18 protein-coding genes are annotated in these 26,974 nt (G+C 71.8%); 13 read left to right on the forward strand and 5 right to left on the reverse strand.

The genetic code is table 11. The annotated features are described in order from the left end of the window. Positions 1-17: 17 nt before the first annotated feature. The 7 genes from ACZ4VK_RS27710 to ACZ4VK_RS27740 all read left to right on the forward strand — a co-directional run bounded on the left by ACZ4VK_RS27710 (position 18) and on the right by ACZ4VK_RS27740 (position 10,440). The gene (locus ACZ4VK_RS27710; RefSeq protein ID WP_468357521.1) at positions 18-1,472 is read left to right on the forward strand and encodes a DUF4192 domain-containing protein; all 1,455 of its coding nucleotides are present in this window, start codon (positions 18-20) and stop codon (positions 1,470-1,472) included. A 115-nt stretch (positions 1,473-1,587) separates the two neighbouring features. Beyond that, on the forward strand, positions 1,588-3,660 hold the full coding sequence (locus ACZ4VK_RS27715) for a glycogen debranching N-terminal domain-containing protein (RefSeq protein WP_468357524.1): 2,073 nt from the start codon (positions 1,588-1,590) through the stop codon (positions 3,658-3,660). A 109-nt stretch (positions 3,661-3,769) separates the two neighbouring features. Next, positions 3,770-4,591, forward strand: a complete 822-nt coding sequence (locus ACZ4VK_RS27720; RefSeq protein WP_468357527.1) for an NUDIX hydrolase — start codon at positions 3,770-3,772, stop codon at positions 4,589-4,591. A 122-nt stretch (positions 4,592-4,713) separates the two neighbouring features. After that, positions 4,714-6,492 carry an ATP-binding cassette domain-containing protein gene (locus ACZ4VK_RS27725; RefSeq protein ID WP_468357530.1) on the forward strand — a complete coding sequence of 593 codons (1,779 nt, stop codon included), beginning with the start codon at positions 4,714-4,716 and terminating at the stop codon, positions 6,490-6,492. Positions 6,493-6,652: 160 nt separating this feature from the next. Continuing rightward, positions 6,653-7,540 (forward strand): FadR/GntR family transcriptional regulator, encoded by an 888-nt coding sequence (locus ACZ4VK_RS27730; RefSeq protein WP_468357533.1) that lies wholly within the window; start codon positions 6,653-6,655, stop codon positions 7,538-7,540. A 377-nt stretch (positions 7,541-7,917) separates the two neighbouring features. Continuing rightward, on the forward strand, positions 7,918-9,465 hold the full coding sequence (locus tag ACZ4VK_RS27735) for an RNA polymerase sigma factor (RefSeq protein WP_468357536.1): 1,548 nt from the start codon (positions 7,918-7,920) through the stop codon (positions 9,463-9,465). Positions 9,466-9,618: 153 nt separating this feature from the next. Continuing rightward, on the forward strand, positions 9,619-10,440 hold the full coding sequence (locus ACZ4VK_RS27740) for a serine protease (RefSeq protein WP_468357539.1): 822 nt from the start codon (positions 9,619-9,621) through the stop codon (positions 10,438-10,440). Between the two features lie 125 nt (positions 10,441-10,565). Here ACZ4VK_RS27740 and ACZ4VK_RS27745 read toward each other — a convergent pair whose 3' ends face one another. Then, the gene (locus ACZ4VK_RS27745; RefSeq protein ID WP_030211728.1) at positions 10,566-10,796 is read right to left on the reverse strand and encodes a DUF7455 domain-containing protein; all 231 of its coding nucleotides are present in this window, start codon (positions 10,794-10,796) and stop codon (positions 10,566-10,568) included. 433 nt (positions 10,797-11,229) lie between these two features. Here ACZ4VK_RS27745 and ACZ4VK_RS27750 point away from each other — a divergent pair, with 433 nt between their 5' ends. The 3 genes from ACZ4VK_RS27750 to ACZ4VK_RS27760 all read left to right on the forward strand — a co-directional run bounded on the left by ACZ4VK_RS27750 (position 11,230) and on the right by ACZ4VK_RS27760 (position 15,617). After that, positions 11,230-13,347 (forward strand): DNA gyrase/topoisomerase IV subunit B, encoded by a 2,118-nt coding sequence (locus ACZ4VK_RS27750; protein ID WP_468357542.1) that lies wholly within the window; start codon positions 11,230-11,232, stop codon positions 13,345-13,347. A gap of 240 nt (positions 13,348-13,587) precedes the next feature. Then, a complete protein-coding gene (locus ACZ4VK_RS27755) occupies positions 13,588-14,028 on the forward strand; it encodes a DUF485 domain-containing protein (protein WP_468358021.1) in 441 nt (146 codons plus the stop codon). Continuing rightward, positions 14,025-15,617 (forward strand): solute symporter family protein, encoded by a 1,593-nt coding sequence (locus tag ACZ4VK_RS27760; protein WP_468357545.1) that lies wholly within the window; start codon positions 14,025-14,027, stop codon positions 15,615-15,617. Before ACZ4VK_RS27755 ends, ACZ4VK_RS27760 begins: the two co-directional genes overlap by 4 nt. A 97-nt stretch (positions 15,618-15,714) precedes the next feature. Here ACZ4VK_RS27760 and ACZ4VK_RS27765 read toward each other — a convergent pair whose 3' ends face one another. Both ACZ4VK_RS27765 and ACZ4VK_RS27770 read right to left on the reverse strand, forming a co-directional pair. After that, positions 15,715-16,404: a DUF7342 family protein gene (locus ACZ4VK_RS27765; RefSeq protein WP_468357548.1), complete on the reverse strand. Its 690-nt coding sequence runs from the start codon at positions 16,402-16,404 to the stop codon at positions 15,715-15,717. Beyond that, positions 16,401-18,089, reverse strand: coding sequence for a sensor histidine kinase (locus tag ACZ4VK_RS27770; RefSeq protein WP_468357551.1), 1,689 nt, complete (start codon positions 18,087-18,089; stop codon positions 16,401-16,403). Before ACZ4VK_RS27770 ends, ACZ4VK_RS27765 begins: the two co-directional genes overlap by 4 nt. A 134-nt stretch (positions 18,090-18,223) precedes the next feature. On the opposite strand from ACZ4VK_RS27770, the gene ACZ4VK_RS27775 reads away from it, so the two are divergent. Then, positions 18,224-19,273, forward strand: coding sequence for a CobW family GTP-binding protein (locus ACZ4VK_RS27775; protein ID WP_468357554.1), 1,050 nt, complete (start codon positions 18,224-18,226; stop codon positions 19,271-19,273). A 55-nt stretch (positions 19,274-19,328) separates the two neighbouring features. Here the strand turns inward: ACZ4VK_RS27775 and ACZ4VK_RS27780 are convergent, their stop codons facing one another. After that, positions 19,329-21,194 carry a GmrSD restriction endonuclease domain-containing protein gene (locus ACZ4VK_RS27780; RefSeq protein WP_468357557.1) on the reverse strand — a complete coding sequence of 622 codons (1,866 nt, stop codon included), beginning with the start codon at positions 21,192-21,194 and terminating at the stop codon, positions 19,329-19,331. A 170-nt stretch (positions 21,195-21,364) separates the two neighbouring features. After that, on the reverse strand, positions 21,365-23,824 hold the full coding sequence (locus ACZ4VK_RS27785; protein ID WP_468357560.1) for a DNA gyrase/topoisomerase IV subunit A: 2,460 nt from the start codon (positions 23,822-23,824) through the stop codon (positions 21,365-21,367). Positions 23,825-24,005: 181 nt separating this feature from the next. Between ACZ4VK_RS27785 and ACZ4VK_RS27790 the strand changes: the two genes are divergently transcribed. Beyond that, on the forward strand, positions 24,006-25,364 hold the full coding sequence (locus tag ACZ4VK_RS27790) for a M16 family metallopeptidase (RefSeq protein WP_468357563.1): 1,359 nt from the start codon (positions 24,006-24,008) through the stop codon (positions 25,362-25,364). Next, positions 25,361-26,758 (forward strand): M16 family metallopeptidase, encoded by a 1,398-nt coding sequence (locus ACZ4VK_RS27795; RefSeq protein ID WP_468357566.1) that lies wholly within the window; start codon positions 25,361-25,363, stop codon positions 26,756-26,758. Before ACZ4VK_RS27790 ends, ACZ4VK_RS27795 begins: the two co-directional genes overlap by 4 nt. Positions 26,759-26,974: the final 216 nt, after the last annotated feature.

Consider the following 26,974-nt stretch of genomic DNA (forward strand, 5'->3'; position numbering starts at 1 on the left):
ACGAGACCGTCCTGACCATGAACGCGAATCACCACGAATCCAGCGGACCCTCCCGTACCCAGCAGATCACCCTGCGAGGCCCGGCGGAACTGGCCGACGCCCTGCCGTTCATGCTGGGCTTCCACCCCACCGACTCCGTCGTCCTGGTCGCCCTCCACGGCGAGCGCGGCCGCTTCGGCGGCCGAGTCAGGCTCGGCATTCCGAGCGCGCCCCACGAATGGGCGTCCACCGCCGGACACCTCGCCGAATGCCTCATCGACGGAGGAGGCAGGAGCGGCACCCGGCCGGACGGCATCGTCGTCTTCCTCTGCCAGGACCCCCGGGCCGGCGAGACGGGCCGGGGCGTCATGGAACGACTGCGCCCCTTCGCCCAGCACCTGCGTACCGCCTGTGGCGCCCTCGACATCCCCGTCTACGAGGCCCTCTGCATCTCCGACGGTCTCTACTTCTCGTACTGCTGCCCCGACACGCGCTGCTGCCCGCCCGACGGCACTCCCCTCGCGCTCAGCGGCACATCGGTGATGGCGGCCGCCGCGGCCTACGCCGGAGTCCAGGTCCGGGGTTCCCTGCGGGACATGGAAGGCCGGCTCAAGCCCTCCGGCGGCCCGCGGGAGGAGGAACAGCGCGCGGCACTCGACGCCACGGCCGCCGCGATCGTCCCCCGGATCCTCGAAGGGGCGGAGGGCAAGGGGCGGGAAGAGGTGCGCGAGACGACGCTGCGACTCGCCCGCGCCGTCCTCCGCAGGTTCGTCAACCCGAAACGCCCGAGCCAGGAGCGGCCGAACCAGGGGGGCCCGGGCCACGAGCGCCCGACCGGCCCGACGGACCGGACGGGGCAGGTGAACGCCGCAGGGGCAGGCGCCGGAACGGCCGAGGGAGACGCGGCGGACGACGCCCTGGTCGGGATCGACGAAGCGGCCGCGCTGATCATCGGACTCCAGGACCGGGTCACCCGCGACCGCGCCGCCGAATGGATGGAGGGCTGGGAGGGCACCGCGGCCCTGCGGCTCTGGCGGGTCCTTGCCAGGCGCTGTGTCAGCCCCTACCAGGAGCACGCGGCCGCCCCCCTCACCCTCGCGGGATGGGTCGCCTGGTCCACCGGCGACGAGCCGACCGCCCGGGTTGCCCTCGGGCTCGCACTCGACGCCGATCCCGAGTACGTGTTCGCCCGCCTGCTGCACCAGGCGTGCAACGAAGGGCTCGACCCCGAGTCGCTCCGCTCCTGCCTGCGGAGCGAGCGGGACACCCGAGCCGCTGTGGAACCGTCCGTTCCCGCCGACTCCCGACGCGTCCGGATGCGCACGACCCGCCCGCAGAGCCCCCGGCAGACCCTCCGGAAACCCGGTCGCCAGACCGGTGGTGCGGAGCGCCGGACGACGGCCGGTGTCCGGCCCGGCGGACCCGCCACGGGGAAGCCGGGGAGCGGGTCACCGCGGCACGGCGGACAGCGCGGCAGCAGGAGTGGCCGATGACGACCGTGACCCGGCTGCCCGCAGCCGCGTTCAGCTCTCTGGCGGAGTCGTCCGAGCCGTCCCGCCGACACTCCGCCGGCCGCCCGGTTCGCACAGAGAGCACCCCGTATCCGCCATGGCCCTCAGCCCCGTCCCGGCCCCCGGCCGGCCCACCGGATCCCCGACCGGTCACGCGCCGGGACGCCCGTCCGGCACCGGCGCCGTGCCTCCACGGGCGGCGCGCCCGATGGAGCTTCCCTCGGTGCACGGCGCGCTTCTCTGCGTGGCCCTTCCGGCCCTCGCAGTCTGCCCCGAGCACGGTCAGCTCACCGGCGAAGGACCCGAAGGTGTCTACGCGGCGGGCCGCCGGCTCCTCTCCCGCTGTGTCCTCCGGGTGGCGGGACGCGAGCCGGTCCCCCTCCAGGGCCGTATGGCGGCCCCCGACCGGGCGGTCTTCCTCGGCGTCCTCCGTGTGCCGGGAGACACGGGGCCCGACCCCGGTCTCACCGTCGAACGCACCCGGAGCGCCGACGGAACCGAGCGGATCACCCTGCGCAGCGCCGTCGCCCGGCCGCTCCGGCTCCCCGTGGAAATCGCTCTGGGCACGGATCTCGCGGACCTGGGCGCGGTGGCGTCCGGCCGGTCCGTCCCCGAGCTCACCGCGAGCGTCCACGGCACCGGTCTCCGCTGGACCGGGGAAGGCAGGGCCGTCGCCGTCACGGCGGACCCGCCGCCGATGGACTCCCTGGCGGCGGCCGGAGTGCTCCGCTGGGAGGCCGACGTCGCGCCCGGCGGCGCCTTCACCGTCCAGCTGCGGGTACGCGACGACTCGACCGCCCGCTTCTCCGCCGCCTCGGGCGCGGCCGCCGGACGGCCAGGCGGCCACCTTCTCGCCGACGCCCGGGCCGAGGGCGACGACCCCCGCCCGGGGGAACTGCTGCGCGCGTCCGTCGAGGACCTGCGGGCCCTGCTCCAGCGCGACCCCGCGCATCCCGCGGACGTCCATCTCGCGGCCGGTGTCCCCTGGCGCTGCGGACCGGTCACCGCCGAGGCGCTCTGGGCGGCCCGGATGGCCCTTCCCCTCGGCACCCGCCTCGCCGTCACCACCCTGCGCGCCCTCGGCCGCACCCAACTCACCGGCGGCGGGCCCGAGTCCGGCCGTATCCCAGGACACCTCAGGGACGCGGGACCGCATCTGCCGCCCCGCTGCACGGGCATCGAGTCCACCCTCGCCATTCCTGTCGTTCTCGCCGAGGCCCGCCGCTGGGGGCTGCCGGCGGCGGACCTCGAGGAACTGCTTCCCGTCGCGGAACGCTGCCTCGGCTGGCTCCGCCGGGCGACCGGAGGGGACGGACTCGTGGCGGACCCCGGGCCCGCCGGGCCCTGGCGGACCGAGACGCAGGCGCACGCGCACCGCGCGGCCCTGCTCGGGGCGGACCTGCTCGACGGCTGCGGGAGACCAGGGGGAGACGCACTGCGGGAACTGGCGAGGACGCTCCGCGAGCGCTTCCGGCGGGAGTTCTGGCTCGACGACCGGGCGGGGGGCCGCCCTGCCGTCAGCCGGGCGAGGGACGGCCGGAGCCTGTCCCACCTGGGCGGCTGGGCCGCGCACCTGCTCGACACAGGACTGCTCGGCGGCGGCCGCTACGCGCAGGGTCTGCTGGACAGGGTGGAGACCGAACAGGTGGCGAGGCTGCTCGGCACCCCGGCCCTGGACTCCGGCTGGGGGCTGCGCGGCCTCGGCGCCAAGGAGCCGGGACACAACCCCTTCGGCCACCGGGCGGGCGCGGTACGGGTCCACGAGACGGCGGTCGCGATCTCCGGGCTCGCCGCGGCCGGCCACGAGAAGGAAGCCGCCGCCCTGCTGCGCGGGCTGCTCGACGCGTCGGAGGCCTTCACCTACCGGCTGCCCGAGATGTTCGCGGGGGAGCAGCGCACGGCGGGCGGGCGCCCGGTGCCGCACCCGGCAGCATGCCGGCCGGCAGCCGTCGCGGCCGCCGGAGCCGTCCACGCCCTCCTGGCCCTCGCCGGGATCCGGCCCGACGCTCCGGGCCGCTCCGTGTCGACGTACCCCCTGCGGTCGGCCCCCCTGGGGGCGATCCGGTTCTCGGGGCTCGTGGTCGCGGGCGAGCCGTTCGCGGTACGGGTCGGCAGGCTCGGTCTCGGTATGGTCGAGGAGGCCGCCGAGGGCCTTCAGCTGGGGGTGTGACGGGATGCCGGGCACAGACACGAGGGAAGCCATGCGGCCGGGTGAGGAAGTCGTCGCCGATGCTTCCGAGGGGCGTGTTTATCGTCAGGAAGACGACTATGATCGCGGCATGCCTCCCTACGACCCGTCGGCCTTTCCGCCCTTCGCCGTCACCGTCGATCTGGTCGTGCTCACGGTGCGCCGCCACGCGCTCTGCACCTTGGTCGTACGGCGGGGAGAAGCGCCGTTCCAGGGGCGTTGGGCGCTGCCCGGCGGCTTCGTGCGCGAGGACGAGGACCTCGGTGCCGCGGCCGCGCGTGAGCTGGTCGAGGAGACCGGCCTCTGCGCCCATGATCCCGCCGCCCCGCCGCCCGTACCCAGCAACGGCGCGCACCTCGAGCAGCTGGCGACCTACGGGGCGCCCGACCGTGACCCGCGCATGCGCGTGGTCAGCGTCGCCCACCTGGCGCTGGCCCCGGACCTGCCCGCGCCGAGAGCCGGCGGCGACGCGAACAGCGCCCGCTGGGCCCCGGTCGAGGAACTGCTCGGCGAGGACGTGATCGCCGGGACGGTCGGGAGCGCAGATCCGGCCGGAGCGGCCGACGCCGGTGACGGCGGAGAGAAGGACGGGGGCCCCGAGGCGCTCGCCTTCGATCACGCCCGGATCCTCGCCGACGGCGTGGAGCGCGCCCGCTCCAAGATCGAGTACTCCTCCCTTGCCACGGCCTTCTGCCCGCCGGAGTTCACGGTCGGAGAGCTGCGGCGCGTCTACGAGGCCGTCTGGGGCGTGTCCCTGGACCCGCGGAACTTCCACCGGAAGGTGACCGGCACGCCCGGCTTCCTGGTCCCGGCCGGGGGCACCACGACCCGTCAGGGCGGGCGTCCCGCCCAGCTCTTCCGGGCAGGTGGGGCCACTCTCCTCAACCCGCCGATGCTGCGTCCCGAAGTCTGACGGGCCGGCGCATCCGGCACCCCAGGGCCCCAACCCTGCGCTGAAAGTCCGAAATGTAGCGTTATCTTGCTGCGGTAGCGCCGCCCTGCCGCGGAGCGGTGTCATCTACCGCGAGAGAAGCGATGCTCCAGGCAATCGGACTGACCAGCACTCCCCGCCGCGATCGCCCGCCCGCCGTGGACGATCTGACCTTCGAGGCCCGGCCGGGTGCCGTGACCGCCCTCCTCGGCCCGTCCGGCTCCGGCAAGACCACCGCACTCCGGCTCATGCTCGAACTCGAGCCCGGCCGGGGGATCACCTACTTCCGTGGCCGGCCGCTGCACCGCATCGCCCATCCTCCGCGAGAGGTCGGGGTGCTCCTCGGTGACATCCCCGGACACCCCTCCCGCACGCTCAAAGGCCAGTTGCGGATGCTCTCCGCCGCCGCGGGGGTCCCTGCCTCGCGGGCCGCCGCGCTCACGCGGGCCGTGGGCCTCACCGGTCTCGAGCGCCGGCGGATCGGCACCCTCCCGATCGGAGCGGACCGGCGACTCGGCCTCGCGTGCGCCCTGTTGGGCGCCCCCCACACCCTGCTGCTCGACGAGCCGGGCGCCGGCCTCTCCGTACCCGAGAGCGCGGGGCTGTTCGAGCTGCTGCGTGCGCACGCGGCCGACGGGGGAACCGTGCTCTACACCACGGAGGACCCGAAGGACGCGGCCCGCAACGCCGACCGGGTCGTCACGCTCCACGGCGGACGGCTCGTCGCCGACCAGGACGTCGCCGAGTTCGCCCGTACCCGGCTGCGGCCGCGGGTCGCCGTCCGTACCCCCCAGGCCGCGAGGCTCGCCGCGGTGGTGGCCCAGGAGGCGAGAGCGGCGCGCCGCCCGGTCGAGGTGGTCGCCGAGGACGGCAATCGCCTGTCCGTCTACGGGAGTGACTGCGCGGCCGTCGGGGATACGGCGTTCCGCCACGGTGTGCCGATCCACCGGCTCGCCGCCGAGACCGGCGACAGCGGTCCCGTGCCGCGGGCGGCGGGGAGCGCCTCGGGGGAGCGGGCGGCCGGTGAGGCGTTCGCCGACGCGAAGCCGCAGCCCGTGGGTGCGGTGCGGAATGCCTCGGACGGAGGGCCGGACGGTGCCCGCAGGCCGGCCCGTTCGCCCCTGCGTCCCCTCCGGTACGAGATCCACCGGCTCCTGGGTGTGCCGTCCACGCCGCTCGTCGTGGCGGCCGTCCTGCTCTGTTCCGTGACGCTCGCCCTGCTCCTCGGGCGGGGTGGTGGCACCGCGCTGCCCGCCGTCCTGGCCGGCTGGCCCGCGATCTCCCCGCTGCCGCCCGCCGCTCTCGGGGCCGGACTCCTCGGCGCCTTCTCGTTCGGTGAGGAGTACCGCTACCCCGCGCTCACGACGGGCCGGGGGGTCGTGCCCCGCAGGCCGGGTCTGTTGCTGGCGAAGCTCGCCGTGGCGGCGGGCGTGGCCCTCGGGCTCGGGGTGGTCGTCGTGGTGGCCGATCTGGAGGCCCTGAGGTTCGTCTACGGCGCCGACTTGATCACCGTCCCGAAGAACTGGCCGACGCTCTCCGCCAGTTGGCTGGGACTGCTTGTCGGCTGCGCCTGGGCGGGGGTGCTCGGTGCCGGCGTGTTCCGGGCGGCGGCGGCCGGGGTGGCCGCGGTCCTCGCGGTACCGGTCGCCTTCGTCCCGCTGTTGCAGAAAGTGCTGACGGGGCCGCAGGTGCGGTCGGCCGCGGGACTCCCCGCGCGCCTGCGTGAGTTCGCCGGTCCGCAGTGGGCCCCGGCGGTCGATCGCTGGCTGGCCGGGGGGCTGCGGGTGCTCGGACAGCCCGCGGGGGTGGCGCTGACGCTGACGTTGACCGGGTTGCTGTGTGCCTATGTGCTCACCGGCCTGCGTCGTAAGGCCCGTTGGTGATCACTCGCTGGCTGAAACGTTCCGGTTCGCTGCCAACTCCCTTGATCGCCGCCCCGTATGTCCGATAAATCGTCAATTGCGCAGGGGGTGCCGATCACCCTTTCGTGTGCTTTTCACCAAAGACCTCAAGGGTCACGGAGGCAACGCCGACAAAGGATGCGTGAGTACCCTTGCGCACACCATGATGACCGCCGCCCGCTCCGTCGACTCCGGCCTCGGCGCCACGGGCGATCTCGACCGCTACCCCTACGCGGAGGCGCCCGCCGCCGGCCGCGTGGGCCCGTCCTCCTGGGAGGGCGTGGACACCGACCTGGGCCGCGTCGGCCGCCGGAGCACCGGAAACCGGGGCCGAGGGCTGCACGGGCAGCTCGTCCAGCAGCTCGGCCAGATGATCGTCTCCGGCGACCTCGGGGCCGACCGTCCGCTCGTCCCCGAGGAGATCGGCCAGCGGTTCGAGGTCTCGCGCACCGTCGTCCGTGAGTCACTGCGCGTGCTGGAGGCCAAGGGTCTCGTCAGCGCCCGCCCGAACGTCGGCACGCGCGTCAGGCCCGTCAGCGACTGGAACCTCCTCGACCCCGACATCATCGAGTGGCGCGCCTTCGGCCCGCAGCGCGACGACCAGCGCCGCGAGCTGAACGAGCTTCGCTGGACGATCGAGCCCCTGGCCGCCCGCCTCGCCGCCGGACACGGCCGGGAGGACGTCCAGCAGCGTCTCGCCGACATGGTCGAGATCATGGGGCACGCGTTCGCGCAGGGGGACGGCATCACCTTCTCCCGTGCCGACACCGAGTTCCACTCGCTTCTCATCCAGCTCGCCGGGAACCGGATGCTGGAACACCTCTCCGGCATCGTCGGCGCCGCGCTCCAGGTGTCCGGTGGCCCCGTCACGGGCTGCGACCGCCCGAGCGAGGCCTGCCTCTCGCACCACGCCCGGATCGTGGACGCGCTCGCGGCGGGGGACGCCCTGGGTGCCGAGACGGCCATGCGGCAGCTGCTCATGGTCCACCCCGAGGTGGAGCGCGTCGTCCCCGCCCCGCGCGAACACTGACGCGCGGGCCGTGGCCGGGAGCGCGGAAGGGCGGGCGTCGGGTGCCGCCGGGTCCGAGCGGCACCGGGGGCCCGGCAGGGATTGCCCGGGTGGCGCCAGGGTTCCGGCGGTACGGATGTACGCTGATCTACCGCTCTGTGTCGTTATGTCGCACATGAGGTGTGACTGGGGCCACGAAGATTGGGCGTAACACTCCTCCGAGCCGTGCGATGACCTAAGAGGTGACAGCCGAGGAAGGAATACAGCCGCCGAAGGAGGCGCTGTCCAGTTCCCCGGTCCAGCCCGCGCCGTCGGCACATTCCCCGTCGACGGTCGTCGGCTCCAGCCCCCTCCAGGGCGGGGCCGGAAGCCGTTTCCATCGTTCCGAGAGGTTGTTCGTGTCGGCCAGCACATCCCGTACGCTCCCGCCGGAGATCGCCGAGTCCGAGTCTGTGATGGCGCTCATCGAGCGGGGAAAGGCTGATGGGCAGATCGCCGGCGATGACGTGCGTCGGGCCTTCGAGGCTGACCAGATTCCGCCAACCCAGTGGAAGAATGTTCTGCGCAGCCTCAATCAGATCCTCGAGGAAGAGGGTGTGACGCTGATGGTCAGTGCAGCGGAGTCGCCGAAGCGCGCCCGCAAGAGCGTCGCAGCGAAGAGCCCGGCCAAGCGCACCGCCACCAAGACCGTCACCGCCAGGACGACCGTGACGAAGTCCAGCGTCACGGCCGACCCGGCCGCCGCGGCAGAGGGCGCCGACCCGGCCGACGAGGCCGGAGTCGCCGCCAAGAAGGCGGCCGCGAAGAAGACCGTCGCCAAGAAGGCGGTGGCCAAGAAGACCGTCGCCAAGAAGACGGCGGCCAAGAAGACCGCGTCCAAGAAGGACGCCGACGAAATCGTCGAGGGCGAAGAGCTGCTCGAGGACGTCGCGCCCGGCAAGGGCGAGGAAGAGGAGACCGAGGGCGAGAGCAAGGGCTTCGTCCTGTCCGACGAGGACGAGGACGACGCTCCGGCGCAGCAGGTCGCCGTCGCCGGTGCCACCGCCGACCCGGTCAAGGACTACCTGAAGCAGATCGGCAAGGTCCCGCTGCTCAACGCCGAGCAGGAGGTCGAGCTCGCCAAGCGCATCGAGGCCGGCCTGTTCGCCGAGGACAAGCTCGCGAACTCGGACAAGCTCGCGCCGAAGCTCAAGCGCGAGCTGGAGATCATCGCCGAGGACGGCCGCCGGGCCAAGAACCACCTCCTGGAGGCCAACCTCCGTCTGGTGGTCTCCCTGGCCAAGCGCTACACCGGCCGCGGCATGCTCTTCCTGGACCTGATCCAGGAGGGCAACCTGGGTCTGATCCGCGCGGTCGAGAAGTTCGACTACACCAAGGGCTACAAGTTCTCCACGTACGCCACCTGGTGGATCCGTCAGGCGATCACCCGCGCCATGGCCGACCAGGCCCGCACCATCCGTATCCCGGTGCACATGGTCGAGGTCATCAACAAGCTCGCGCGCGTGCAGCGTCAGATGCTCCAGGACCTGGGCCGTGAGCCCACCCCGGAGGAGCTGGCCAAGGAGCTCGACATGACCCCTGAGAAGGTCATCGAGGTCCAGAAGTACGGCCGTGAGCCGATCTCCCTCCACACCCCGCTGGGTGAGGACGGCGACAGCGAGTTCGGCGACCTGATCGAGGACTCCGAGGCGGTCGTCCCGGCCGACGCGGTGAGCTTCACGCTCCTCCAGGAGCAGCTGCACTCCGTCCTCGACACGCTCTCCGAGCGTGAGGCGGGCGTCGTCTCGATGCGTTTCGGCCTCACCGACGGTCAGCCGAAGACGCTGGACGAGATCGGCAAGGTCTACGGCGTGACCCGTGAGCGGATCCGTCAGATCGAGTCGAAGACGATGTCGAAGCTGCGTCACCCGTCGCGTTCGCAGGTACTGCGCGACTACCTCGACTGATCCGTACGCGCTGCGGACACGCGGCACGGAGCGGTAGACGGAAGGGCCCGGTTCCCCGAGAGGGAGCCGGGCCCTCCGGCGTGCGGGGGTGCACGGCGCGTGCTCGTGCTGGACGCTGGGTGAACCGACATCACCGGAGAGTCAGGAGGCTCCATGCGTGGTTCCCTCACCCGAGCATTGACGGGTGCTCTGGGCCTGATCGCCGTAGCGGCGGGGCAGGCCACCACCGCCGCCCCCGTGGCCGCCGACAGCGTCGTGGTGGGCGGGCGTCCGGCCCAGATCGCGGACGCACCCTGGGTCGTGGCGCTGTCCAGCCGTGACCGGTTCGGGGGTACGCGCGCGGGGCAGTTCTGCGGGGGCGTGGTCGTCGCGCCCACGAAGGTCCTCACGGCGGCCCACTGCCTGGGGCGGGAGGTGCTCGGCGGCGAGCCGTGGGAGGTGCGGGACTTCGTGGTCATCGCCGGCCGCGCCGCGCTGCGCGGTCAGGGCGGGCAGGAGGTGCGCATCTCGGACACCTGGGTGAACCCCGATTACGACCCGACGACCAACTCCGGCGATCTCGCGGTGCTGACACTGGTGAGCGCGCTGCCGCAGTCGTACGTGATCGGCGTCGCCCGCGCGGACGACGCGGCGCAGACGCCCGGGACGGAGGCGCACGTCTACGGGTGGGGCGATACGACCGGCAACGGGGCCTATGCCTCCACGCTGCGGACGGCGCCCGTGCGGGTGCTGCCGGACGACGCGTGCGCGCAGGCGTACGCGGGCGGATCCGGCGGTGTCGCGTACCGGGGCGACACGATGCTGTGCGCGGGCGACCCTGAGGGCGGCAGGGATGCGTGCCAGGGCGACAGCGGAGGCCCGCTGGTGGCCAAGGGGCTTCTCATCGGCCTGGTGTCCTGGGGCAGCGGCTGTGGCCAGGCGGAGAACCCCGGTGTCTACACACGCGTCTCCACGGTGCTTCCGGCACGCCTCTGACGCCTGTCCGACACCGGATGCGTGACGCGATACGAGAACGGGCGGTCACCCCCCTGGAACGCGGGGTGGCCGCCCGTCGTCCGGTCGAAAATGGCCGGATCTGAGCTCGTCGTGGTTGCGAAGCGTCAGTGCTCGTCGCCCACAGTGCGGGCCGGCACGTCCGTCAGCCGGTCCGTCTCATCCTGTATCTCAACGGCGATCTTCTTGAGTTCCGGCTCGAACTTACGTCCGTGGTGGGCGCAGAAGAGCAAGTCACCTCCGCTGGTCAGGACGACACGCAGGTATGCCTGGGCGCCGCAGCGGTCGCAGCGGTCAGCGGCCGTCAGGGGGCTCGCGGGGGTCAGAACAGTAGTCACGTCGCCTCTTCTCTAGCTCGACGAGCTGTCGTACCAGGGTCAACATCCAACCAGGCCGAAAACGTTCCCGCTCGTGGCTTTTCCTTGAAACTTCTTCCCAAGGTGGCTGTCTGCTGCCGGTTGGCGGCGAATGAGCCGTATTGCTTCGCTCTACGGATTTCGCGTTGCTTGTGTGGGTCGGCCCTCCCGGCGTGGTTGCCGGTTGTTGATGAGGACGTGCCCGGAGCCTAAATGGTTCATGCCTGGAAGGGAACGTGATGTGCGCGTCACCCCATCGAGGGATCGAACATCCATGCGACGCTGGACTAGCATGAGGAATCGGGGTGGGTGGCGTGACAACGGCTCTACCAGGCATCGGTACCCTCTGACCGGTGACCGACGCCGGGCCTTACCCCATCGGGCCAGATTTCAAATTCAGCGAGGAGCGAACCGCGTGACCGCCGAAACGTCCGTGCCGTCCAGTGCGCTGCTGACCGCAGACCGTGACGCTTCCAACTACACCGCGCGGCACCTGCTCGTACTCGAAGGGCTCGAAGCGGTCCGCAAGCGCCCCGGTATGTACATCGGGTCCACCGACAGCCGCGGCCTGATGCACTGCATCTGGGAGATCATCGACAATTCGGTCGACGAGGCTCTCGGTGGCTACTGCGACCACATCGAGGTGATCCTCCACGACGACGGGTCCGTGGAGGTCCGGGACAACGGCCGTGGCATCCCCGTCGACGTCGAGCCGAAGACCGGACTCTCCGGGGTCGAGGTCGTCATGACGAAGCTGCACGCCGGCGGAAAGTTCGGCGGCGGCTCGTACGCGGCGTCCGGCGGTCTGCACGGCGTCGGCGCCTCCGTGGTCAACGCCCTGTCGGCACGCCTCGACGTCGAGGTCGACCGGAACAGCGCCACGCACTCGATCAGCTTCCGCCGGGGTGTCCCGGGCATCTTCACCGAGCAGGGCCCCGACAGCCCCTTCGACCCGGCCAACGGCCTGCTCAAGGGCAAGCGCGTCCCGAAGAACCGCACCGGGACCCGCGTCCGCTACTGGGCGGACCGCCAGATCTTCCTCAAGGACGCCAAGCTCTCCCTGGAGACGCTGCACCAGCGTGCCCGGCAGACCGCCTTCCTCGTGCCCGGCCTCACCATCGTCGTCCGCGACGAGCGGGACCTCGCCGGGATCGGCAAGAGCGAGGAGACGTTCCGCTTCGACGGCGGCATCAGCGAGTTCTGCGAGTACCTCGCGCAGGACAAGGCCGTCTGCGACATCCAGCGCCTCACCGGTCAGGGCACCTTCAAGGAGACCGTCCCGGTCCTCGACGAGCGCGGCCACATGACGCCGACCGAGGTCACCCGCGAGCTCGCCGTCGACGTCGCCCTGCGCTGGGGCACCGGATACGACGCCACGGTCAAGTCCTTCGTCAACATCATCGCCACGCCGAAGGGCGGCACCCACGTCTCGGGCTTCGAGCAGGCCGTCACCAAGACGGTGAACGAGGTGCTGCGCTCGGCGAAGATGCTGCGCGTCGCCGAGGACGACATCGTGAAGGACGACGCCCTGGAAGGGCTCACGGCCGTCGTCACGGTGCGCCTCGCCGAGCCGCAGTTCGAGGGGCAGACCAAGGAGGTCCTCGGCACGTCCGCCGCCCGCCGCATCGTGGCGAACGTGGTGGCCAAGGAGCTCAAGGCCTTCCTCACCTCCACCAAGCGGGACGACAAGGCGCAGGCGCGCGCCGTCCTGGAGAAGGCCGTCGCCGCGGCCCGCACCCGGATCGCGGCCCGGCAGCACAAGGAGGCGCAGCGCCGGAAGACCGCGCTCGAGTCCTCCTCGCTGCCGGCCAAGCTGGCCGACTGCCGCAGCGACGACGTGGAGCGCAGCGAGCTCTTCATCGTCGAGGGCGACTCGGCCCTCGGTACGGCCAAGCTCGCGCGGAACAGCGAGTTCCAGGCGCTGCTGCCCATCCGCGGCAAGATCCTCAACGTCCAGAAGTCGTCCGTGTCGGACATGCTGAAGAACGCCGAGTGCGGGGCGATCATCCAGGTCATAGGAGCGGGCTCGGGCCGCACCTTCGACATCGACGCGGCCCGTTACGGGAAGATCGTCCTCCTGGTCGACGCCGATGTCGACGGCGCCCACATCCGCTGTCTGCTGCTCACGCTCTTCCAGCGCTACATGCGGCCCATGGTGGAGGCCGGGCGGGTCTTCGCGGCCGTGCCCCCGCTGCACCGGATCGAGCTCGTCCAACCCAAGAAGGGCCAGGACAAGTACGTCTACACGTACTCGGACAACGAGCTGCGGCAGACCCTGCTGGAGTACCAGCGCAAGGGGGTCCGCTACAAGGACTCCATCCAGCGCTACAAGGGTCTGGGCGAGATGGACGCCGACCAGCTCGCGGAGACCACGATGGACCCGCGTCACCGCACCCTGCGTCGCATCAACATCGGTGACCTGGACGCGGCGGAGCAGGTCTTCGACCTTCTGATGGGCAACGACGTGGCTCCCCGCAAGGAGTTCATCACCGGCTCGGCGGCGACGCTCGACCGCTCGCGCATCGACGCCTGAACCGCCCCCCGTGGGTGGTGACGGCCCGGCCGGGACCAGGCCGTGCGGTACGCATATCGGCACGGTCTGGTCAGGGCAGCCGGGAGAAGAGTCACCTGATGGGGTGAAGAGAGGGAGGAGAAGAGTCCGGGATCTTCCCGCTCTGTCCATCCTTGTGCACGCGGCCGAAACGGTTCGCTTGACAAGGAGAGTTGGCCGGTGGAGCAGGTGGACAAGCAGGAGGGGCTCGACGCTTCGGCGATGCCGGTCGACGACCCCTGGTACGACGCGACGGCCTCCGGCCACGGCGGTTCGGGCTCCCGGGCGCCCGGTGACGGTCGCTCCGACGCGGTGCCGCGACAGCGGGTCCACGGCACGGCGGAGATCTATCTGGAAGTGCAGCGGAGCCCCGCCTTCCAGGAGGTGCGCCGCCGCTATCGCCGGTTCGCCTTCCCGGCCGCCCTCGCGTTCCTGCTCTGGTACCTCGCCTATGTCGTGGCGGCGACCGCCGCACCCGGGCTCATGGCCAGGCCCGTCGCCGGAGCGGTGAACGTGGCGATGGTCGCGGGGCTCGGGCAGTTCCTCACCACCTTCCTGCTGACCTGGGCCTACGCGCGTCATGCGCGGCTGCGCAGGGACCGGGCCGCACTGGACCTGCGCTGGGACACACAGGAGATGACCCGAGGGGTGGCGCGGCCGTGACCGGAGACCATCAGACGCTCGCGCTGCTGCTGTTCAGCGTCTTCATCGCCGTCACCCTCGGAATCACCACCTGGGTGAGCCGCAACCGGCACGGTTCGGCGGAGGAGTTCTACGCCGGGGGCAGGCTGTTCTCGCCCCTGGAGAACGGTTTCGCCATCGCCGGTGACTACATGTCCGCGGCCTCCTTCCTCGGCATCTCCGGGCTGATCGCGCTCTACGGCTACGACGGCATGCTGTACTCCGTCGGGTTCCTCGTCGCCTGGCTGGTCGTGCTGCTGCTCGTGGCCGAACTGGTCCGCAACTGCGGCCGGTTCACGCTTGCCGACGTCGTCGCCGCGCGGATGGCCGAGCGTCCGGTACGGATCGCGGCGGGAACGTCCTCGGTGGCCGTCTCCGTGCTCTACCTCGTGGCCCAGATGGTGGGCGCCGGGAGCCTCGTCGCCCTGCTGCTCGGCGGCACCAGCGAGGCGGCCCGCTCGTGGACCGTGATCGGCGTGGGCGCGCTGATGGTGATCTACGTGTCGCTCGGCGGCATGCGGGCCACCACCTGGATCCAGATCGTCAAGGCGGTCCTGCTCATGGTGGGCACGATCGCGCTCACCGTGCTCGTCCTGCTCAGGTTCCACGGCGATGTGAACAACCTGCTCTCCACCGCCGCCGAACGCAGCGGCCACGGCCTGGACTTCCTCGCCCCCGGACTCCGCTACGGCGGAGACTGGACGGCCCGCCTCGACTTCATCAGCCTCGGCCTCGCCCTCGTCCTGGGCACGGCCGGCCTGCCCCACATCCTGTCGCGCTTCTACACCGTGCCGACCGCCCGGGCCGCCCGCCGCTCCGTCGTCTGGTCCATCGGACTCATCGGCAGCTTCTATCTGATGACCATCGTGCTCGGCTTCGGCGCGGCTGCGCTCATCGGTCCCGACGCGGTCCGCGCCTCCAACGCCTCAGGGAACACCGCCGTGCCCCTGCTCGCCCTCGATCTCGGCGGCGGCGCGGGCTCCACCGGCGGCACCGTGCTCTTCGCCGTCGTCGCCGCCGTCGCGTTCGCGACCATCCTCGCCGTCGTCGCGGGCATCACCCTCGCCTCCTCGGCCTCCGTCGCCCACGACCTGTACTCCTCGCTGCGCCGCCCGCACGCGAAGCGGTACAGCGAGGTGACCGTGGCCCGGATCGCCGCGGCGGTGATCGGCGCGGCCGCCATCGGCCTCGGGCTGCTCGCCCGCGACCTCAATGTGGCGTTCCTCGTCGGCCTGGCCTTCGCGGTCGCGGCCTCCGCCAACCTGCCGGTGCTGCTCTACTCGCTGTTCTGGCGGAAGTTCACCACCCGGGGCGCGGTCTGGTCGGTGTACGGCGGGCTGATTCCCGCGGTGCTGCTGGTGCTGCTCTCGCCGGTCGTCTCCGGCAGTCCAGAAGCGCTGTTCCCCGGCGTCGACTTCCACCTCTTCCCGCTGCAGAACCCGGGAGTGGTCTCCATCCCGCTCGGCTTCCTCGCGGGCTGGATCGGGACGGTCACCTCGACCGAACCTGCCGACGAGGCCAGGCACGCCGAGACCGAGGTCCGGGCGCTGACCGGTGCGGGAGCCGTCTGACGGGGCTGCGGGACCGTCTGACGGGTCTGCGGGCTGTCTCCAGCGCCCCCGTCCTGTCCGGCTGTGGCCTTCAGAGGCTCGGTCGTGGCAGGGCGGCTCAGCCGCCGGACGGCGAGGCCGCCCAGGCGTAGCGGTGCTCGGGGCGGCCCGTCTCGCCGTACCGGAGAGAGAGGGTCACGCGGCCGGTGCGTTCGAGGAGCTTGAGATAGCGCTGGGCCGTCTGCCGGCTGACTCCGGCCCGCTCGGCGATCTCCTGCGCGGAGAGCGGCCCACCGGCGGCGAGCAGGACCTGCCGGACCAGCTCGGCCGTGGTGGGGGAGTGCCCCTTCGGCAGGTCCGGGGCGATCGAGCCCGCCGACAGGGCCCCGAAGATGCGGTCCACCTCGGCCTGCTCCGCCTCGCCGCCGCTCTCCAGAGTGCGGCGGAGCGTCGCGTACGCCTCCAGTTTCTGGCGGAGGCCGGCGAAGTTGAACGGCTTGACCAGGTACTGGAGGGCCCCGTGCCGCATCGCCGCCTGCACGGTGGCCACGTCGCGGGCCGCCGTCACCATGATCACGTCGCACTGGTGGCCGCGCGCCCGGAGCTCCCGTACGGCCGCGAGCCCGTTCCGGTCCGGCAGATAGTGGTCGAGGAGGATCAGGTCCACCGGGTGCTCGTCCAGGGCGGCGAGCGCCTCGGCGGTCGAGTGGGCGACGGCGGCGACCCGGAAGCCGGGCACCTTGGCGACATAGGCGGCGTTGATCCGGGCCACCCGCACGTCGTCGTCCACGACGAGGACGTCGATCATCGCGCCTCCTCCGCAGGCTCCCGCGACTGCTCCCCGAAGAGCGTGCCGGGCTCGGGCTCCGGATCGGTCAGGGCGTCCGGGAGGACGACGGTGAACTCGGCGCCTCCCTCCGGACCCCCGGCCACGCGGGCGGTGCCGCCGCGGCGCTCGGCGAGCCGGCGTACGAGCGCGAGACCGAGCCCGCGCTTGCCGTGGGACGGCAGCGCCTTCGTCGACCACCCCTCGGTGAAGATCAGTTCGCGGCTCTCCTCCGGAACCCCGGGACCGCCGTCCGTGACCCGCAGCACGACCGTACGGCCCTCGGCGTGGAAGGAGACGTCGATCCGGGCGCCGGGGGTGCCCGCGACGGCGTCCAGGGCGTTGTCGACCAGGTTCCCGACGACCGTGACCAGTTCCCGGGGGTCGACGAGCCGGTCCGGCAGCAGCGAGCCGGGGGCGATCCGCAGCGAGACGCCCCGCTCGGCGGCGACGCTGGCCTTGCCGACGAGGAGCGCGGCGAGCAGCGGGTCGTGGACCTTCTCCGTGACCTGCTCGGCGGTCGCCCGGTGCACGCCGACCACCTCGGTGACGAACTCGGCCGCCTCCTCGTGCATCTCCAGCTCCAGAAGGCCGAGGAGGGTGTGCATCCGGTTGGCGTGCTCATGGTCCTGGGCACGGAGGGCGTCGATCAGCCCGCGGGTCGAGTCCAGCTCGCGCCCGAGCCGCTCCAGCTCGGTGCGGTCGCGGAGGGTCGCCACGGCGCCGCCGTCGTCGGTCGGCATCCGGTTGGCGATGAGCACCCGGTGCCCCCGTACGGTGACCAGGTCGTCGCCGGTCACCCGGCCCGCGAGGACGTCGGCCGTACGGCCCCGGCCGAGGACCTCGTCGAGCGGCCGGCCCGTCGCCTCGGGACCGAGACCGAGAAGCCGCTGCGCCTCGTCGTTCATGAGCCGCACACAGCCGTCGCGGTCAAGGGCCACGACCCCCTCGCGGATGCCGTGCAGCATGGCCTCGCGCTCCGCGAGCAGCGCGGAGATGTCGGAGAAGGCCAGGTCGTGGGTCTGCCGCTGGAGGCGCCGGGAGATCAGGTACGCGGCCAGCGCCCCGGCCGCGAGCGCCCCGCCCGCGTAGGCGAGGAGCCCCGGGATCGCGGCCAGGAGCCGGTCGCGGACGCTGTCGTACTCGATGCCGACCGAGACCGCGCCGACGATCCGCCCGTCCGCGTCCCGCAGCGGCGTCTTGCCGCGCGCCGAGCGGCCCAGGGTGCCGCTGTCGATCTCCATCACCTCGCGCCCGGCGAGGGCGGTGCTCGGGTCCGTGGAGACGCGCCTGCCGATCTCGGCCGGGTCGGTGTGCGACCAGCGCACCCCGCGGGTGTCCATGACCACGACGTACTCGGCGCCCGTGGAGACCCGGATCCGCTCGGCCTCCGTCTGCACCGGGCCCCGCGCCGACGGCGGCGTACGGGTGAGGTCCGCGGCGAGCCGGGGCGACGCGGTCGTCCCGGCGATGGCCAGGGCCCGCCGCATGGCCTGGTCGTCGAGCTGGGCGCTGAGCGGGGCGAGGAAGAGCCCCGTGGCGAGGACGGTCACACCGGTCGCGATGGCCAGCTGCATCAGCAGGACCTGCGAGAACACCCGCTGGGGCCACCCGAACCGCCGACGGCGCGCGAGGGGGCGCGGGGGGCTGGTCTGTGCGGGGCTCATGCCGGAAACGGTAAGCGGCCGTGCCCCGGGACCGGAAATGGCGACCGAAACGGCGGGCGGAGGGGTGCCTATCCTGGGGTCCCCCTGCCGCGGTCCCCACGACCGTGGGCCCGAAGGAACCGGAGGCACGTCCCGTGACCACGCAGCAGATCCCCGTCGTCGTCCTGGCCGGGTTTCTCGGGGCGGGGAAGACCACGCTCCTCAACCATCTGCTGCGCAGCGCCCGGGGCACCCGTATCGGGGTCATGGTCAACGACTTCGGCGACATCGGCATCGACGCCATGAGCGTCGCAGGACAGGTCGGCTCCACCGTCTCCCTCGGCAACGGCTGTCTGTGCTGCGCCGTCGACGCGAGCGAGCTCGACGAGTACCTGGAGGTCCTCACCCGCCCCGAGTCGCGGCTCGACGTGATCGTGATCGAGGCGAGCGGTCTCGCAGAGCCGCAGGAACTCGTCCGCATGGTGCTCGCCAGCGAGAACGAGCGGATCGTGTACGGAGGGCTCGTCCAGGTCGTCGACGCGGCCGAGTTCTCCGCCACCCGGCAGCGGCACCCCGAGACCGACCGGCACCTGCCGATCGCCGACCTCGTGGTCGTGAACAAGGCGGACCGGGTCTCGGGGGACGAGCTGCTCGTCGTCCGCGAGACGGTGGGGGAGCTGGCCGGGAAGGCCGTGGTGGTCGACGCCACCCACGGGCGGATCGACCCCGAGCTGCTCTTCGACCGGATGGTGCCCGAGGGGGAGATCGAGGGGCAGATGTCCATCGAGGACATCCTGTACGGCGAGGACGAGGCGCACGCCCACCCGCACACGGGGTACGAGACCGTGTCCCTGACCGCGGCGAACCCGCTCCACCCGCGCCGCCTGATGGCCTTCCTCGACGCGCGGCCCGAGGGCCTCTACCGGATCAAGGGCTTCGTCGACTTCGGCGCCGCCGACCCGGACAACCGCTACACCGTGCACGCGGTCGGCCGTTTCCTGCGCTTCTACCCGGAGCGGTGGCCCGAGGGCGAGGAACGGCTCACCCAGCTCGTGCTCATCGGCTCCGGTATCGACGCGGCGGGCCTGCGCAAGGAGCTGGCGGAGTGCGAGCGGAACGGTCCGCAGGACACCCCCGACGAGCACAGCATGTGGGGGGTCCTGCGGTACGTGCGGCGGACGGAGGCGGAGGAGGAGCCGGTCTGACCGTCGTCTGGCCTCGGTCCGGCCCCGGCCCGACCCGGCCGGCCCGCCCGCGTCATCAGACCTCCGCGAGTTCCGCCGCCTCCTCGGACTCGATGTCGGCCTCGACGTCGGACTCGTCGAGTACGGGGGCGGGGTCCGCACCGTCGTCCACGATGACCTTGCCCATCTCGGAGGAGACCTGCGCGAGCAGCGCGGCCTTCCGGGCGGCGAAGAACGACGTGAAGTCGTCGAGCGCCATCAGCTCCGGTGCGACGAGGTGGGACCGGATGTGTCCGTGGACCACCTCGGGCGTCGACTCCGCGCTCTTCGCCAGCTTCACCAGGTAGTCGGAGGGCGCGCTGCCCCCGATGATCCGGTTGGTACGGGCGGTCAGCGGGGTCTTGTTGATGATCGAGTTGTAACGCCCCGGGTCCTTCCCCGCCCCCTGGCACCACGCCTTCGGGAAGATGTGGTGGATGTCGATCGACTCGTCGAAGTACGCGGTGATCTCCGCCTTCTCGCCGGTACGCCAGTCCATGGCCCCGGCCTTGAGCAGGAGTGCGTAGATGCCCTTGTACGCGGCGCTGTTACGGGTCCGCAGCGTCAGGAGACGGCTGGGCGCGAACTCCGCCGCCTCGACCGTGCGCGGTTCGCCCGAGGTCCCGCGGATCCAGCCGACGACGTCCGGCAGGTCATGGCTGAAGCGCGTCTCGGTCGAGCCGCCGTACAGCTCGCCGAAGACTCCGCACCAGTACCAGCGGGCGAGCTTGTGCTGGGCCCCGGCGCTCTGCGCGTCCTCACCGGCGAGGGTCAGGATCGCCGCGAGCGGGATGAGCTGGGTGCCGTACGGCAGGAACCTGGTGTCGAAGACGAACTGCTGGTGCAGGAACTTCGCCGCCTGTTTGAAGCCCTGGACGACCAGGGGCGCGAACCGCTCGTACTCGTCGAGCCGGAGCTCCAGCATGTCCTTGCGCTTGCAGCCGACGCGCGGCAGACGCTCCTCCGCCACCCCGCGCGCGACGGCGTCCTCATGCCGGGCGGCCGTGGCGAGCAGGGTCACGGACTGGAGGAAGTCCGTGTTCGACACGTCCTTGAGGATGCGGTACTCCGGCGCGTCCCAGGCCGCCCTCACCTGCTGCTCCCAGTGGTCCCTCAGATTGAACTCGTCCGCCGCGAACGTGGCCGTGAGCAGCTCGAAGACGGTCAGGGAGACACCGCCCGTGTTGACGTTCTCGAAGACCTGGCAGACGGCCTGACGGGCTGTCTTCCGGCCGAGGGAGATGACGGGCACCTGGTAGAGGTCGAACTGCCTGACAAAGGCCTCCTCGAATCGTCGCCAGTGGCGGAGGATCTCCTTGTCGCGGTCCCACCAGTACTCCTCGAACCCCGTCCGCCAGTCGTACGGATCGAGAAGGGCGTTCAGCGGGAAGTACTGAGATGCGTACTCCTTCTCGCGGGTTGAGCAGTCCGTGGTCACCTCGCCGCGGAAGTTCCGGACGATCTTGTCCTTCGGCAGGAAGTGGATGGCGTCCTCACGGTCGGTATGACCGTCCGTGACCGCCTGCATGTCGGCGTAGAACCAGCCGGTCACCCGCTGCTTCCGCAAGTCCTTGGTGACCACCGGCTCGCCCAGCTTGATCGACTGGTAGAGCGAGGTGAGCCGCTGCTGGCCGTCGAGCACCAGCGTCTCCGGCTCGGTGCCCGGCGGCGGCGTCGCCCCCTCGATCGGCCGGTGCTTGAACCGGACGTCCCCGCCGGACTGCAGCGTCATGACCGTGCCGACCGGGAAACCCTGCGATACGGACGCGAGCAGCGCGGTGATGTTCGGATGGGGCCACACCCAGCCCCGCTGGAACTCGGGGAGCTGCGCCCTTCCCTCCGCGACCTGCCGGAGCAGGTCGCGGAGCGGGCGCTTGTCGATGCTGAATGCTTCGTCCGTCAACGCGGCCATCCTTCACTCGGGCGTCAGACGTGCCGGAGCAGCCCCCCGGCCGGTCACCGGGCCGAGGCTACCCGGCAGTCGCAGAGCCCGTCCGGCGGTCCCGCGAGACGAGACCCCGCCCGCCAGGCGGTTCGCCTGGCGGGCGGGGTCCCGTCGCGTCGTCCGTCCGGTCAGGACGGCGGGCTCGCCACCACGTCCACCGGCTGGGGGAGCGGGACGCCCGAGCCGTCGCGGCGCGGGTCCATCTCGGGGAGCTCCACCGGGGTGCCGTTCTTCGTCGCGGCGCGGGCCGGGGTGGTGCCCGCCCAGGCCAGGATCAGGACGTCCTCGCCCTTCAGGAAGCGCTGGCAGCGGACGCCGCCGGTCGCGCGGCCCTTGCGCGGGTACTGGTCGAAGGGCGTCAGCTTCGCCGACGTACCCGTCGAGGAGTCCAGGGTGCCCGTGGAGCCCGCGACGGTGAAGACGACGGCGTCGGCCGCCGGGTCGACGGCCGTGAACGACAGCACCTCGGCGCCCGCCGACAGCTTGACGCCCGCCATGCCGCCGGCCGGACGGCCCTGGGGCCGCACCTGCGAGGCCGGATAGCGCAGCAGCTGGGCGTCGGAGGTGATGAAGACCAGGTCCTCCTCGCCCGTCCGCAGTTCGGTCGCGCCGACGATCCGGTCACCGTCCTTGAGGGTGATGACCTCCAGCTCGTCCTTGTTCGCCGGATAGTCCGGCACCACACGCTTCACCACGCCCTGGAGCGTGCCGAGGGCGAGCCCCGGAGAGGACTCGTCGAGCGTCGTGAGGCAGACCACCGTCTCGTCGGGCTCCAGGGACAGGAACTCGGACAGGGGCGCGCCACCCGCGAGGTTCGGGGCGCTCGCGGTGTCCGGGAGCTGCGGCAGGTCGATCACCGCGATCCGCAGCAGCCGGCCGCCCGAGGTCACCGCCCCGACGTCACCGCGCTGGGTGGCGGCCACCGCCGAAAGGATCACGTCGTGCTTGACGCGCTTCGCGTCCGGGTCGGCCTCGGGCAGCTCCGCCGTCGCCGTCCGGGCGAGGAGGCCCGTGGAGGACAGCAGGACCCGGCACGGGTCGTCCGCGACCTCGAGGGACACGGCCGCGACGGGCGCGCCCGCCGATTCGAGCAGGACCGTCCGCCGGTCCGTGGCGAACTTCTTGGCGACCGCGGCCAGTTCCGCCGAGACCAGCTTGCGCAGCTCCGCGTCGGAGTCCAGGATCCCGGTGAGCTCGTCGATCTCGCCGTTGAGGCGGTCGCGCTCGCTCTCCAGTTCCAGGCGGTCGAACTTGGTGAGGCGGCGCAGCGGGGTGTCCAGGATGTACTGCGTCTGGATCTCGCTCAGCGAGAAGCGCTCCATCAGGTGCTCCTTGGCCTGCGCGGAGTTGTCGCTCTCCCGGATGAGGCGGATCACCTCGTCGATGTCGAGCAGCGCGATGAGCAGGCCGAGCACGAGGTGGAGCCGGTCGCGCTTCTTGGTCCTGCGGAACTCGGAGCGGCGCCGGACCACCTCGAAGCGGTGGTCGAGGTAGACCTCCAGGAGCTCCTTGAGGCCGAGGGTGAGCGGCTGGCCGTCGACAAGCGCCACGTTGTTGATGCCGAAGGACTCCTCCATCGGCGTCAGCTTGTAGAGCTGCTCGAGGACCGCCTCCGGCACGAAGCCGTTCTTGATCTCGATGACCAGGCGCAGCCCGTGGTTGCGGTCGGTGAGGTCCTTGACGTCGGCGATGCCCTGGAGCTTCTTGGCGCCGACCAGGTCCTTGATCTTGGAGATGACCTTCTCGGGGCCCACCGTGAAGGGCAGCTCGGTCACGACGATGCCCTTGCGGCGCGCCGTCACCGTCTCCACGCTCGTCGTGGCACGGATCTTGAACGAGCCGCGGCCCGATTCGTACGCGTCCTTGATCCCGGAGAGGCCGACGATCCGGCCGCCGGTCGGCAGGTCGGGGCCGGGCACGAAGCGCATCAGCGTCTCGAGGTCGGCGCCCGGGTGGCGGATCAGATGACGGGCGGCGGCGATGACCTCGCCGAGGTTGTGCGGAGGCATGTTGGTCGCCATGCCGACCGCGATGCCCGACGCGCCGTTGACCAGCAGGTTCGGGTAGGCGGCGGGCAGGGCCACCGGCTCCCGCTCCTGGCCGTCGTAGTTCGGGTTGAAGTCGACCGTGTCCTCGTCGATGGACTCGGTCATGAGCAGCGCGGCCGGGGCCATCCGCGACTCGGTGTACCGCATGGCGGCCGGCGGGTCGTCGTTGCCGAGGGAGCCGAAGTTCCCGTGGCCGTCGACGAGGGGCAGGCGCATGGAGAACGGCTGCGCCATGCGCACCATCGCGTCGTAGATGGACGCGTCGCCGTGCGGGTGGAGCTTGCCCATCACCTCGCCGACGACGCGGGCGCACTTGACGAAGCCGCGGTCGGGCCGGAGCCCCATCTCGCCCATCTGGTAGACGATGCGGCGCTGGACGGGCTTCATGCCGTCCCGGGCGTCCGGGAGAGCGCGCGAGTAGATCACCGAGTACGCGTACTCGAGGAAGGAGCCCTGCATCTCGTCGACGACGTCGATGTCGAGGATTCGCTCCTCGAACGCGTCGTCCGGCGGCGGTGTCTTCGTGCTGCGGCGGGCCATCGCGGCTGCGGCTCCTTCACCAACAAGGTTGATCTGACGCGGACCATTGTGGACCGTGCCACCGACAACGCCGACCGCGACCCGGAAGAGGGACATCTCGCGGGGGCGGGAACTTCGCCAGGTGTCGGCGCGCTTGCATACAGTGGCAGGACTTTTTCACATCGCGATCGAAGGGACGTACATGCCCATGGGTCACACGGCCACGGCCGAGGCCGGCTCCGGCGGCCTGACAGCGACCGAGCACCGGTTGGCGAACGGCCTGCGCGTGGTGCTCTCGGAGGACCACCTGACCCCGGTCGCCGCGGTCTGCCTCTGGTACGACGTCGGCTCGCGCCACGAGGTTCCGGGCCGCACGGGCCTCGCCCACCTCTTCGAGCACCTGATGTTCCAGGGCTCGAAGCAGGTCCACGGCAACGGGCACTTCGAGCTCGTGCAGGGCGCGGGCGGCTCGCTCAACGGCACGACGAGCTTCGAGCGCACCAACTACTTCGAGACCATGCCCACGCACCAGCTGGAGCTCGCGCTCTGGCTGGAGGCCGACCGCATGGGCTCGCTGCTCGCCGCCCTGGACGACGAGTCCATGGAGAACCAGCGGGACGTCGTCAAGAACGAGCGCCGTCAGCGCTACGACAACGTGCCGTACGGCACGGCCTTCGAGAAGCTGACCGCCCTCGCCTACCCGGCGGGCCACCCCTACCACCACACGCCGATCGGCTCCATGGCCGACCTGGACGCGGCCACCCTCGAGGACGCGCGGAACTTCTTCCGCACGTACTACGCGCCGAACAACGCGGTGCTCTCGGTCGTCGGCGACATCGACCCGGAGCAGACCCTCGCCTGGGTCGAGAAGTACTTCGGCTCCATCCCCGGCCACGACGGCAAGCCCGCACCGCGCCCCGGCGACCTGCCCGAGGTCATCGGCGAGCAGCTCCGCGAGGTCGTCGAGGAGGAGGTCCCGGCCCGCGCGCTGATGGCCGCCTACCGGCTGCCGCACGACGGCACGCGTGAGTGCGACGCCGCCGACCTGGCCCTGACGGTGCTCGGCGGCGGAGAGTCCTCCCGGCTGCACAACCGTCTGGTCCGCCGCGACCGTACGGCCGTCGCCGCCGGCTTCGGCCTGCTGCGGCTCGCCGGCGCGCCCTCGCTCGGCTGGCTGGACGTGAAGACCTCCGGAGGCGTCGAGGTCCCGCAGATCGAGGCGGCCGTCGACGAGGAGCTCGCCCGCTTCGCCGCCGAAGGCCCCACGCCCGAGGAGATGGAGCGCGCGCAGGCCCAGTTGGAGCGCGAGTGGCTCGACCGCCTCGGCACCGTCGCGGGCCGCGCCGACGAACTGTGCCGGTACGCCGTGCTGTTCGGCGACCCGCAGCTCGCCCTCACGGCCGTCGACCGGGTCCTGGACATCACCGCCGACGAGGTGCGGGAGGCCGCCGCGGCCAGACTGCGCCCGGACAACCGCGCGGTGCTCGTCTACGAGCCCCTGGCGACCGAGCAGAGCGACGACGCCGACGGCGACGCACACGAAGAGGGAGCGGACCAGTGACCGACGCCGCCGTGTCTTTGACGAGCATGGACTTCCACCCGCAGCCGGCGCCCGGTGCCGCCAGGCCCTGGGCCTTCCCCGCCCCGGACCGCGGCAAGCTGGACAACGGCCTGACGCTGCTGACCTGCCACCGTCCCGGCCAGCAGGTCGTGGCCGTGGAGCTCTTCCTGCCGGCGCCGCTGGACGCCGAGCCCGCCGGTCTCGACGGCGTCGCCACCATCATGGCCCGCGCGCTCACCGAGGGCACGGACCGGCGGAGCGCCGAGGAGTTCGCGGCCGAGCTCGAGCGCTGCGGCGCCACGCTCGACGCGCACGCCGACCACCCGGGCGTACGGGTCTCCCTTGAGGTGCCCGTCTCCCGGCTGCCCAAGGCGCTCGGGCTGCTCTCCGAGGCCCTGATCGCCCCGGCGTTCCTGGAGACCGAGGTCGAGCGCCTGGTGCAGAACCGGCTCGACGAGATCCCGCACGAGTCGGCCAACCCGTCCCGTCGCGCCGCCAAGCAGCTCTCCAAGGAGCTCTTCCCGGACGGGTCGCGGATGTCCCGGCCGCGCCAGGGCACCGAGGAGACCGTCGCGGCGATCGACGCGGCCGCGGTCCGCGCCTTCTACGAGGCGTACGTCCGGCCCGCCACCGCCACCGCCGTGGTCGTCGGCGACCTGACCGGCGTCGACCTGGACAAGGTGCTCGCCGAGACACTGGGCGCCTGGACCGGGGAGCCGGCCGAGCCGCTCCCGATGCCGCCGATCAACGCCGACGACACCGGACGGGTCGTCATCGTGGACCGGCCCGGCGCCGTCCAGACGCAGCTCCTGATCGGCCGGATCGGTGCCGACCGGCACGACCGCGTCTGGCCGGCCCAGGTCCTCGGCACGTACTGCCTCGGCGGCACCCTCACCTCGCGGCTCGACCGGGTCCTGCGCGAGGAGAAGGGCTACACCTACGGGGTGCGGGCTTTCGGGCAGGTGCTCCGCTCCGACGGTCAGGGGAACGGCGCTTCGATGCTCGCCATCAGCGGTTCCATCGACACCCCGAACACCGGCCCGGCCCTTGAGGACCTGTGGAAGGTGCTGCGCACGCTGGCGGCCGAGGGCCTCACGGACGCCGAGCGGGAGACCGCGGTGCAGAACCTGGTGGGTGTCGCGCCGCTCAAGTACGAGACGGCCGCCTCCGTCGCCGGGACGCTCGCCGACCAGGTCGAGCAGCACCTCCCGGACGACTACCAGGCCCAGTTGTACGCGCGGCTCGCCGAGACCGGCACGGTCGAGGCGACCGCCGCCGTGGTCAACGCCTTCCCGGTGGACCGGCTCGTCACCGTCCTCGTGGGCGACGCGGCGCAGATCGCGGAGCCGGTGCGCGCGCTCGGCATCGGTGAAGTCACCGTCGTGACCGGCTGATTCCGGCTCTCGACCGACTGTTTCCGGCCGCCCGGCGGCCGGAGCGGAGGACCCCGACGGCATACCGCGTCGGGGTCCTCCGCTTTGTCCGTATTGATATTAAGCATGATCGTATGCCCTGTGGCATGTCTTACAAACTGGCGGGTCCGGTTGGTGATCGCCAGGCGATCCGCATAGCGTCGGTGCGTCTGTTCGGCAGTTGCACCCGCCGCACCC

The organism is Streptomyces sp. NPDC028711, from assembly GCF_055565415.1.